General features: G+C 67.0%; 12 protein-coding genes. 9 read left to right on the forward strand and 3 right to left on the reverse strand.

The genetic code is table 11. The annotated features are described in order from the left end of the window. Positions 1-158 precede the first annotated feature (158 nt). The 9 genes from QWL29_RS21815 to QWL29_RS21855 all read left to right on the forward strand — a co-directional run bounded on the left by QWL29_RS21815 (position 159) and on the right by QWL29_RS21855 (position 8567). Positions 159-734, forward strand: a complete 576-nt coding sequence (locus QWL29_RS21815) for a TerD family protein (RefSeq protein WP_305824961.1) — start codon at positions 159-161, stop codon at positions 732-734. Positions 735-841: 107 nt separating this feature from the next. Continuing rightward, the gene (locus tag QWL29_RS21820; RefSeq protein WP_305824962.1) at positions 842-1861 is read left to right on the forward strand and encodes an ATP-grasp domain-containing protein; all 1020 of its coding nucleotides are present in this window, start codon (positions 842-844) and stop codon (positions 1859-1861) included. Continuing rightward, a complete protein-coding gene (locus QWL29_RS21825) occupies positions 1858-3042 on the forward strand; it encodes a phosphoribosyltransferase domain-containing protein (RefSeq protein WP_305824963.1) in 1185 nt (394 codons plus the stop codon). Before QWL29_RS21820 ends, QWL29_RS21825 begins: the two co-directional genes overlap by 4 nt. Continuing rightward, the gene (locus tag QWL29_RS21830; protein ID WP_305824964.1) at positions 3020-3772 is read left to right on the forward strand and encodes an HAD family hydrolase; all 753 of its coding nucleotides are present in this window, start codon (positions 3020-3022) and stop codon (positions 3770-3772) included. Before QWL29_RS21825 ends, QWL29_RS21830 begins: the two co-directional genes overlap by 23 nt. Then, positions 3769-4860: a cysteine protease StiP family protein gene (locus QWL29_RS21835; RefSeq protein WP_305824965.1), complete on the forward strand. Its 1092-nt coding sequence runs from the start codon at positions 3769-3771 to the stop codon at positions 4858-4860. Before QWL29_RS21830 ends, QWL29_RS21835 begins: the two co-directional genes overlap by 4 nt. Beyond that, the gene (locus tag QWL29_RS21840) at positions 4853-5776 is read left to right on the forward strand and encodes an HpcH/HpaI aldolase/citrate lyase family protein (RefSeq protein ID WP_305824966.1); all 924 of its coding nucleotides are present in this window, start codon (positions 4853-4855) and stop codon (positions 5774-5776) included. Before QWL29_RS21835 ends, QWL29_RS21840 begins: the two co-directional genes overlap by 8 nt. Next, positions 5773-7032, forward strand: a complete 1260-nt coding sequence (locus QWL29_RS21845; protein ID WP_305824967.1) for a TerD family protein — start codon at positions 5773-5775, stop codon at positions 7030-7032. The genes QWL29_RS21840 and QWL29_RS21845 overlap by 4 nt, the downstream gene beginning before the upstream one ends. Before the next feature lie 13 nt (positions 7033-7045). Continuing rightward, complete coding sequence (locus QWL29_RS21850) at positions 7046-7576, forward strand: hypothetical protein (protein WP_305824968.1); 531 nt, start codon at positions 7046-7048, stop codon at positions 7574-7576. A 28-nt stretch (positions 7577-7604) separates the two neighbouring features. Continuing rightward, positions 7605-8567, forward strand: coding sequence for a CE1 family esterase (locus QWL29_RS21855; protein ID WP_305824969.1), 963 nt, complete (start codon positions 7605-7607; stop codon positions 8565-8567). Here QWL29_RS21855 and QWL29_RS21860 read toward each other — a convergent pair. The 3 genes from QWL29_RS21860 to rpsJ form a co-directional block, all read right to left on the reverse strand. Beyond that, positions 8564-8962: a hypothetical protein gene (locus QWL29_RS21860; RefSeq protein ID WP_305824970.1), complete on the reverse strand. Its 399-nt coding sequence runs from the start codon at positions 8960-8962 to the stop codon at positions 8564-8566. The two genes, QWL29_RS21855 and QWL29_RS21860, sit on opposite strands and share 4 nt — an antisense overlap. After that, a complete protein-coding gene (locus tag QWL29_RS21865; RefSeq protein WP_305824971.1) occupies positions 8929-9417 on the reverse strand; it encodes a hypothetical protein in 489 nt (162 codons plus the stop codon). Before QWL29_RS21865 ends, QWL29_RS21860 begins: the two co-directional genes overlap by 34 nt. Before the next feature lie 255 nt (positions 9418-9672). Next, positions 9673-9990, reverse strand: a complete 318-nt coding sequence (gene rpsJ, locus QWL29_RS21870; protein ID WP_036209000.1) for a 30S ribosomal protein S10 — start codon at positions 9988-9990, stop codon at positions 9673-9675. Between the last annotated feature and the right edge of the window lie 251 nt (positions 9991-10241).

The raw sequence follows: 10241 nt of genomic DNA on the forward strand, positions 1-10241 counted from the left end.
ACCTTGCCCAAATACCCCCTAAGCTTCTCATAAGCCCCCTTATGTACAATCGGGCAATTAACGCCTATATTGGCTGCCGAGGCAATCCACTCGCCACCCGGTACGCCACGGCGCAAAACAACGAGCAGTTTTAATCAACTGAACTGAAAGGGTTTGTAATGGCAATCAGTCTGCAAAAAGGCGGCAACGTCAACCTGAGCAAAGAAGCACCGAACCTCACCAAGGTCCTGATCGGCCTGGGCTGGGACCCGCGTTCCACCGACGGCGCGGCCTTCGACCTGGACGGCAGCGCCTTCATGCTCAAGTCCGACGCCAAGGTGCGCGGCGACGCCGACTTCATCTTCTATAACAACCTGAAGTCCACCGACGGCTCGGTTGTCCACAACGGCGACAACACCACCGGCCAGGGCGACGGCGACGACGAGTCGATCACCGTCGACCTGACCCGCGTGCCTGCCGAGATCGACAAGATCTCGTTCTGCGTCACCATCCACGACGCCGAAGCGCGCCGCCAGAGCTTCGGCATGATCGGCAAGGCCTTCATCCGCTGCGTCAACGCCGGCACCAACGGCGAGATCGCCCGTTACGACCTGTCGGAAGACAGCTCGACCGAAACCGCGATGATCTTCGGCGAACTGTACCGCGCAGGCGGCGACTGGAAATTCCGCGCCGTCGGCCAGGGCTACAACGGCGGCCTGGGCCCACTCGCACGCTCGTTCGGCGTGAACGTCTGATTCGTCCGAGTCGATCTCCGAACCGGATCGCTGGCGCACGCTAGCGCCAGCGCCTGCCCTTGCCCCGCCCAGTGCGGGGTAGATTTTATTTGCCATAGAAGGACTTCATGCGCGTCTGGTTCAACCGTACGTTCTCGTCGGTCTACGCTGCGATCGAGCTGATCCGCCGCGAGGACACCGAAGGACGCTTCCACATTGTCCACAGCAATCCCAATTCCCGCACGCCGGCCGCGCGCCTGGCCCATGCATTCCACACCGAGCCGACCGGCCTGGAACCCGAACACTACGTCGACTGGTGCCTCGCTTTCTGCCGCGAGCAGAAGATCGACATCTTCGTGCCCGGACGCGAAGCCACCCTGCTCGCCGGCGCCCAGGATCGGTTTGAAAGCATTGGCACGCGTATGCTCAGCACCGCCTCCGCCGAGACCCTGCAGTTCATCCACGACAAGGCCCGCTTCTACGAGGAAGCCGTGCTGCCGGAAGCCCCGGTGGCCGAGTTCCGCCGCTTCGAAAACGCCGCCGAATTCGAGGAAGCCTACGACGCCCTGCGCCGCCGCCACGCCAAGCTGTGCGTGAAGCCTTCGCACTCGATCTACGGCCTCGGTTTCGCCATCCTCGACGACAAGCGCAGCAGCGCCGAGATCCTGCTGGCCGGCGCCGAATACCACGTGTCGCTGGACGACTTCCGCCGCGCCCTGCCCGCCATGGGCCAGTTCCGCACCATGCTGCTGATGGAATACCTGGACGGGCGCGAATACAGCGTCGACTGCGTCGGCGACAATGGCCGCCTGGTGGCCGCCGTGGCGCGCCGCAAGTCGGCGCAGGCGGGCGCCGGCCAGCGCATCGACCAGCGCGACGACATCCTGCAGGCCACGGCCACCCTGGCGCGCGACCTGGGCCTGAACGGCTACTTCAACGTGCAGTTCCGCGAAGCCGGCGGCAGGCCGCGGCTCCTGGAAATCAACCCGCGCATGTCGGGCGGCATCGCCATGGCCTGCGTGGCCGGCCCCAACCTGCCTTATATCGCGCTGCGCGGCTTTGCCGACGGCTTCGACGGGGTCGAGGTGCCAGAGGTCCGCAACGGCATCCGCGTGGGCGAACTGTCCCAGGCCCTGGAGCTGGCATGAACGCGCGCAGCGATCCAGGCTTGTGCGTCAAACGCAGCGCCGAACTGCCAACCGGCCGGCTTGACGTCACGCTCACCAAGGGTGCGCACGAACTCGACGCGCTGCTCGGCTTTGCCGCGCGCGCAAACGCCAAGCGCGGCTTTCTTTTCCTGAGCAAGGTGCTGGGCAAGCACTGGCCGGTGCGTCCGTCGGCGATGCTGGCCGTGCACGAGCGCCTGGCTGCGGATGTTCCCGCCAGCGAGGGCCCGGTGCTGTTCATCGCCATGGCCGAAACGGCGATTGGCCTGGGCCAGGGCGTGTTCGAAGCCTGGCTGCGCGCGAACCCGGGGCGCGAAGCGCTGTTCGTGCACACCACGCGCTACCGCGTGGGCGGCGGCGACATCATCGAGTTCGAAGAAGCGCACAGCCACGCGCCGCGCCAGTTCCTGCACATGCCGGACGGCGAACACGAACGCGCCCTGCTGCTGGGTGCGCGCAGCATCGTGCTGGTGGACGACGAAGCCAGCACCGGGAACACGTTCGTGAACCTGGCCGCCGCCTGCCGGCGCCTGAATCCGTCGATCGAGCGCGTGCACCTGAGCGTGATCGTCAACTTCATGGGCGCCGGCGCCACCGAAGGCTTGACGGCGCGCTTCGGCATCCCGACCACCATGGGCGCGCTGATCGAAGGCGAATACCGCTTCGAAGCCGCCGATGTGCCGGTCAATGCGGCCCCCGCCCAGCGCTACGACGCCCAGGCCGAACGCGGCGCCAACCCCGGCTTCGGTCGCCTCGGGATGGCGCGTGCCCTGCGCACCCCTGAAGCCTTGGCCACGCAGCTGGCCGGGACCATCGCCCCCGCTGCCAGGGTGCTGGTGCTCGGCACCGGCGAATTCATGCACGCCTCGACCCTGCTCGGCGCCGCACTCGAAGCGCGCGGCCTGGACGTGGTGGTGCAGTCGACCACGCGTTCGCCCATCCTGACCTGGGGCGCGGTGTCGCACGCATTGACCTTCCCCGACAACTACGGCGAAGGCATCGCCAACTACCTGTACAACGTGGCGCCCGGCCAGTACGACGCCGTGCTGGCCTGCCACGAGACGCCGCCGAACGCCGCGCTGCTCGATGCCGCGCACCAGCTCGGCGCGCGCCTGTTCCATTATCACACCGAGGACCACGTTGAAGAAGTTCCTGTTCGCTGACCTGGACGACACCCTGTTCCAGACGCTGGAAAAATGCGCGGTACGCGAGAACCTGGAGCCGGCAGCCTATTACGCCAACGGCAGCGTTTGTTCCCTGACCACACCGGCCCAGCGCGCATTTTTCGCTTTCGCCAGCGAAGGCATGACGGTGATCCCGACCACGGCGCGCAGCATCGACGCCTTTCGCCGCGTGCACCTCGGCTTCAGCAGCTACGCGATCCTGAACTTCGGCGGCGTGATCCTGCAGCCCGACGGCAGCATCGACGCCGACTGGCAAGCCCGGATACACGAGAAGATGAAAGCCGCCCTGCCCGGCCTGCAGCAGCTGGGCGCGCGCATCAACGCGCACGCCGTGCGCACCGGCTTCAAGGGCCGCGCGCGCCTGGTCGAGGATGCCGGCACGCCCTTCTTCATCGTGGTGAAGGACCCGGACAAGATCGTCGCCAACCTGACGCCCATCGAAGACGAGGTGGTACGGCCCTGGATCGAGGACGGCCACGGCGACTACTGCGTGCACCGCAACGGCAACAACCTCGCCATCCTGCCGACGGCGCTGGACAAGGCGAATGCGGTGGCTTACGTGCGCGAACGTCTGATGCAGGAGCATGGCGAGATCATCAGCTTCGGCATGGGCGACAGCCGCTCGGATGCGCGCTTCATGGCCGACTGCGACTACGCCATCATCCCGCGCCGCACGCAGCTGTCGAAACTGACCGTGGAGGCGCTGTGAACTTCTCCGGCAGCTATGCGGGCGCCGACGTCATCTTTCTGCTCAAGCCGCTGCCGCTGGCCGACTTCGTCGAAGACGTGGGCGAAAAGGAGAAACTGATCCAGTCCGGCCGGTGCCACTACAGCGAGATGCTCTCGCCCGAGCGCCTGCCCTCGCCACGTTATGAAGCCGTGTTCGAAGAAGCCTGCGCGGCCAACGGCGAGCGCATGGCGCGCGACTGCCTGGTGCTGGCCGGCCTGATCGCCGCACGGCGCAGCGGGCCGGTCACGCTGGTCTCGCTGGCGCGTGGTGGCACGCCGGTCGGCGTGGTCTTGAGGCGCCTGCTGGAACGCGTGCACGGCCGCAGCGCGGCGCATTATTCGTTGTCCATCGTGCGCGACCGCGGCATCGATGCAAACGCCCTGCGCCACATCCTGGCCCAGGGCCATGCACCCGAGTCCATCGTCTTCGTCGATGGCTGGACCGGCAAGGGCGTGATCGCGCGCGAGCTGGCGGCATCCATCGAATGCTTCAACCTTGAACACGGCAGCGCCATCGACAGCGGCCTGCACGTGCTGTCGGACCTGGCCGGCAGCGCCGCCTGCGCCGCCTCCTGCGAGGACTACCTGATCCCGTCGAGCATCCTGAATGCGACGGTGTCGGGCCTGGTCAGCCGCTCGGTGCTGAACGAGGCCATCGGCCCAAGCGACTTCCACGGCTGCGTGCTATACAGCGATTTCGCACCGCACGACCGCTCGCGCGCCTTTGTCGATGCGGTCGAGGCGCGCGCCCTGGCGCTGGCGGAGTCCGCCGATATCGGCGCGCAGGCAATCGACACGCAGGCCGCCGCAGCACGCTCGCGCGCCTGCATTGCGGCCGCCATGGCCCGCTACGGCATCCATGACGTGAACCTTATCAAGCCCGGCATCGGCGAAGCCACGCGCGTGCTGCTGCGCCGCGCGCCGCGCCTGCTGGTGCTGCGCGACCCGCAAGCGGCCAGTACCGCGCACCTGCGCCTGCTGGCCGAAGAAAAAGGGGTAGCAGTCGAGGTCGACCCGCACCTACCCTACCAAGCTGTTTCCCTGATCAGGAGTGCATCGGATGCATAAATCGATGGGCGCGTCGCTGTACGTGCCGGCCAATCACAAATATTTGCTCGACATCGCCAACGGCGACAAGCTGCCGGGTGTGCGCTCGCTGATCTTCTGCACCGAGGATGCCGTCGCCGACCGCGAACTGAGCTGGGCGCTGTTCAACCTGGCCGTGGTGCTGGAAAACATGCGCACGGACGTGGCGGCCGAGCGGTTCGTCCGCGTGCGCAATCCGGAAGTGCTGGCGCGCGTGCTGGCCATGAAGGGCGCGCACAAGCTGACCGGCTTCGTGATCCCGAAGGCCACGCGCCACAACCTCGAGTCCTACGTAAAGCTGGTGCGCGGCACCGACCACATGCTGATGCCGACGCTGGAGACGGCCGAGGTGTTCAGCGAGAGCGAGATGGAAGCCTTCCGCGAGCTGCTGCAGTCGCCCGGCATCCGCAACCGCATCCTGGCGCTGCGCATCGGCGGCAACGACTTATTGGCATTACTTGGGCTGCGGCGCCCGCGCGGCATGACGATCTACCGCACGCCGCTGGGCCCGGCGATTGCCCGGCTGGTGACCATCTTCCGCCCCTACGGTTTCGCGCTCACGGCGCCGGTGTTCGAGCACCTCGACCTGCCCGAGCTGATGGACCAGGAGGTGCAGGAAGACCTGGCCTACGGCATGGTCGGCAAGACCGCGATCCACCCGACCCAGGTCGCACCGATCGAGGCCCACTACAAGGTGAAGCCGCAAGACCTGGAAGCGGCGCGCGCCATCCTCGACCCGAACAGCCCGGCCGTCTTCAAGCTGCACGAGTCGATGTGCGAAGTGGCCACGCACCGCGCCTGGGCCGAGCGCATGGTCGCGCAGTCGCACCTGTTCGGCTCCGCCCCCACCGAGGCGCCGGGCTGGCCGGCCGCCTTCATCGAAAAGGAAAACACATGAACACCTTTGCACGCGGCCAGAAAGGCAAGCTGGCGGACCTGGGCGCCGGCACGCGCTTCCCGGTCGAGATCGACATCAGCGCGCCCGGCATGTCGGTCGACGTGTCCTGCTTCGGCCTGGACGCCGCCGACAAGCTCTCGGACGACCGCTACATGGTCTTCTACAACCAGCTGGCCAGCCCGGGCGACGCGGTGCGCCTGGCGCTGTCGGGCAGCAAGGCCAGCTTCGACGTGAACCTCGACGCCTTGCCGGCCTCGATCGCCAAGCTGGTTTTCGTGGCCGCCATCGACGGCGCCCAGACCATGCGCGCGCTCGGCGCAAGTTCGCTGACCCTCGGCAGCGCCCTGCGCTTCCCGTGGACCGGCAGCGATTTCGGCGACGAAAAGGCGGTGATCGTGGCCGAACTCTACCGGCGCGACGGCCAGTGGCGCTTCGGCGCCGTGGGCCAGGGTTTCAATGGCGGGCTGTCGGCGCTGCTGGCGCATTTCGGCGGCACCGAGTCCGCTCCATCATCGGCTGCCTCGCCTGCGCCGGCTCCGGCCCCTTCTGCCCCGGCCGCACCGAAAGTCTCGCTCTCGAAGATCACGCTGGAAAAGCGCGGCGACAAGGTCTCGCTCGACAAGGCCGCTGGCCGCGGCTATGGCCGCATCCACGTCAACCTGAACTGGAACCAGTCGTCCATTTCGCCGACGCCGCCCCCACCCCCTGAAAAGACCGGCTTCCTCGGCCGCATCACGGGCGCCCTGGGTAACGCAGGCCGGCCGCGCCGTCCGGGCGGCGGCATCGACCTCGACCTGGGCTGCATGTTCGAGCTGGCCGACGGCCGCAAGGGCCTGGTGCAGGCGCTCGGGAATGCCTGGGGCGACTACGATGTGCTCCCCTACATCAAGCTCGACGCCGACGACCGCACCGGCGCGGCCACCGGCGGCGAGAACCTGTGGATCAACGGCGACCAGTTCGACCAGATCCGCCGCGCGCTGATCTTCTCCTTCATCTACGAGGGCGTGCCGAACTGGTCGGCCACCGACGGCGTGGTGACGGTGGCGGTGCCGAACCAGGCGCCGATCGAGGTGCGCCTCGACCAGGGCGGGCGCCAGATGATGTGCGCGATCGCCATGATCGAGAACCAGGGCGGGCGCCTGCAGGTGACCAAGATGGTCGAATACTTCGAGCAGCAGGGCCGCACCAGCGCGCACGAGATGATGGACCAGCGCTTCGGCTTTGGCTTGCGCTGGAAGACCGGCAGCAAGGATTGAACGGGCGCCTCGCATGCTGACGCCAGGCCAGGAGCAGGCGCCGCCGCTGCGTTTGTCGACGCCGGTGGACGCCGCTTTCCTGGACCATGCGCAGCGCGAGCTGGAAACGGTGCTGCACGCACGCATGTCGGCGGCGTTCGTACGGCGCGCGCTGGCGTGGCGCCCGCGCGCGATGCGGCATGGCACCGCGTTCGCCGGATGGCGCGTGGTCGGCTCGCGCGCCTGGGTGGTCGGCGTGTCGCTGCTGTCCCTGGCCGGCCTGTACTTCGTGCTGGACGCAGGGCCGGGCGCCCATCTGCTGGGGAGCCGCAAGGCGGACCTGGCCTTGTGTGCTGCAGGACTGGTCGTCGCGTGGTTTCCGCACCGGCGCTGGGCCGCCTGGGTCGACCGCTATACCGCGCGGCCCCCGCGCAGCCGGCTCGTTGGCGTGATGGCCGCTGTCCATGCACGCACCCTGATGCGGCAGGCGCGGCGGGCCGCGCCGTTCGAGGCCCACCTCGAGGCACATGGCATCAAGACCTGCGCGCCACCGGCCGCGCGCTAAGACCTTTGCGAACCGACAGGAGAAGCAAATGCACGCCAGCGTGAATGCGATCTTCAGGGGCGCCAGCGACAGCGCAGGGCCGGCCCTCGTGCCCGTTCCCGAAACGCTCGAACGCCCGGAAGGACAACGCCGCTACCTGGTGGCGGCGCCGCCCGCCGCAACGCCTGGGAAACGGCCGCTGGTGGTGGTGCTGCACGGCGCCGGCGCCTCGGCGGAGCAGGTGCTGGGGCTGGCCTTTCCTCCTTCGCCCCTGTCGCTGTGGCTGGAAATCGCGGCGCGCGAGCAGCTGGTGGTGATCGCACCGGATGCCGGCAAGGGCGGCTGGAGCGATTGCTTTGCTCCTGATGCGCGCGTGGCCGCGAAGGACGACGTCGGCTTCATCGGCGCACTGGTGGAGCATGCAATCGCCCACCACGATGTCGACCCCGCACGCGTGTACCTGATCGGCGTGTCGCGCGGTGGCTGGATGGCCTACGCGGTAGCCACTGCCATTCCGGAAAAGCTGGCGGCATTCTCGGTGGTGCTGGCGGGGATGCCGCCGCCAGGACGCGGCAAGGCGCCAACGAAGCCGTTGCCGGCGCTGATCTTCGGCTGCACGGCCGACCCGCTGATCCGCTACCACGGCGGCAAGCATTGGTACGCTCCCGGTTTTGTTCCATCGGTGCGCAGCATCGAGGACAGCGTGCATGCCTGGCGCGCGCTGGCAGGCTTGCCGGACACGCCGGAGGTGGTGCGGCTCGCTGCGAGCGACCCACGCGGCAGGACGGGCGTCACCCGCTTCATGTGGGGGCAGGCGCAGGATGGACTGCAGGTCGGCCTGTACCGCATCGACGGCGCCGGCCATGCGGAACCGAGCCGCCTGAAGCGCTATCCGCGCTTCCTCAACTGGCTGACCGGTTTGCAGAACGCCGACCTGGAAGTCGCCGAAGCGGCCTGGGCGTTTTTCCGCGACAAGCGCGCCGGGCCCCAGTTGGCGTCCGCGTCGGCTTAAACGGCAGGCGCAGCGCGCTCCAGGGCCGCGCGCAACAGCTCTGGACGGTCCAGGTACAGGAACACGCAGGCCGGCGCCGGCCTCTCCAGCTGGCAAGTCGTGAGCACCACCGGCTGGCCGGGCCGCAGGCGCAGCACCACGTTCGGCGCGTCGAAGGGCGACACCGTCACCGTATCGCGCCTGGCTACGCCATGGCGCTTGCACCACGCATCCGGCTTGTCGCCGATGCTCTCCATGCTTTCGATGGCGCTCATGGGAATCAGGCCCGAGGCGCGCGCGCCGATCGACAGATCGAGCGCATCGCCGGTGAGCACATGCCCTTTCGCGCCGCGCACCAGCCAGCGGTCGGCCGCCACATACATCAGGATCGAGGCCGCGGACAGCAGCGAACACACGTGCAGGATGCTGCGTACTCCAGGTTATCGATGAAAAGCGAAGCAATCGCTGCGTCGATCGGCAGTTCGATGCAGGCCGAGAAGACGGCAATCGCCAGCACGGTCGAATACGAACCGCGTTCGGTATAGGTCAGCACGGTGCCGGCAGGGCGCGGCGCATGCGGCTGGCGGCGCACCCAGGCGAAGAAGGCCTGGCGCATCGCGCGGTCGAGGCGGTACAGGGCCAGGAACTCCGGCGGAAAGGTGGCCGCGATGCGTTCGCGCCACCGGATTCCTTTGCGCGCCACGCGCTGCATGCGCCGTTCGAAATCGGGAATGCCGGCCAGGTCCTTGGCCACGATCAGCAGCAGGGGCAGCACGAACAGGGGCTGGTCGAGGAAGGGCTTCAGAAAGGCGGGCAGGACGATGATCGCCAGGCGCCCGAAGAGGAAGACCAGCCAGGCATAGCCCAGCATCTGCCACTAGCTGGTGTCCTGCAGCCAGGCGAGTTGCCGTTGTACTGCCTGCCTTAGTGCTCCCTGCCCGTCCATGATGCGCTCCATGCGTGCCAAGAAATCATTGCATGAAGTTTAACACGCTTGGTGTTTGGCAATTTGGACCAGCCGGGAACCCATAAAGCATCGGGGCCGGAAAGTGCCGCCTATTGGCGGCCCCTCCCGGCCCCGATTATTTGTCACTGGTGAATCACTCCACCAATGGCGAAATTTCGATTACTGCAGTTTGATTTCGACGTCGACGCCAGCTGGCAGGTCCAGCTTCATCAGTGCGTCAACGGTCTTGTCGGTAGGATCGACGATGTCCATCAGGCGCTGGTGCGTACGGATTTCGAACTGGTCGCGCGAGGTCTTGTTGACGTGCGGCGAACGCAGGATGTCGAAACGCTGAATACGGGTCGGCAGTGGGACCGGGCCTTTGACCACAGCGCCGGTGCGCTTGGCGGTGTCGACGATTTCCAGTGCGGACTGGTCGATCAGCTTGTAGTCGAACGCTTTCAGGCGAATGCGGATTTTCTGGTTTGGAGCGGACATGCGATTTCCTTAGAAAAGAGCGAACCGGCTTGAGGCCGGCAATGATTTGTCAGGTGCTACAAGGTGCTACGTGCTGCAAAGGAGCGAAAGTATATCACCGTTCGCTCCTGAACAGAGGGGGTGGAATCGAAATTCCACCCCCTCTTGTTGTGCCGGCGGGACGTTCGTCCCACCGGCGATCAACGCTTGATTAGGCGATGATCTTGGCAACCACGCCGGCGCCGACGGTACGGCCGCCTTCGCGGATTGCG

It is taken from the genome of Massilia brevitalea (assembly GCF_030711405.1).
GTDB lineage: Bacteria > Pseudomonadota > Gammaproteobacteria > Burkholderiales > Burkholderiaceae_D > Telluria > Telluria brevitalea.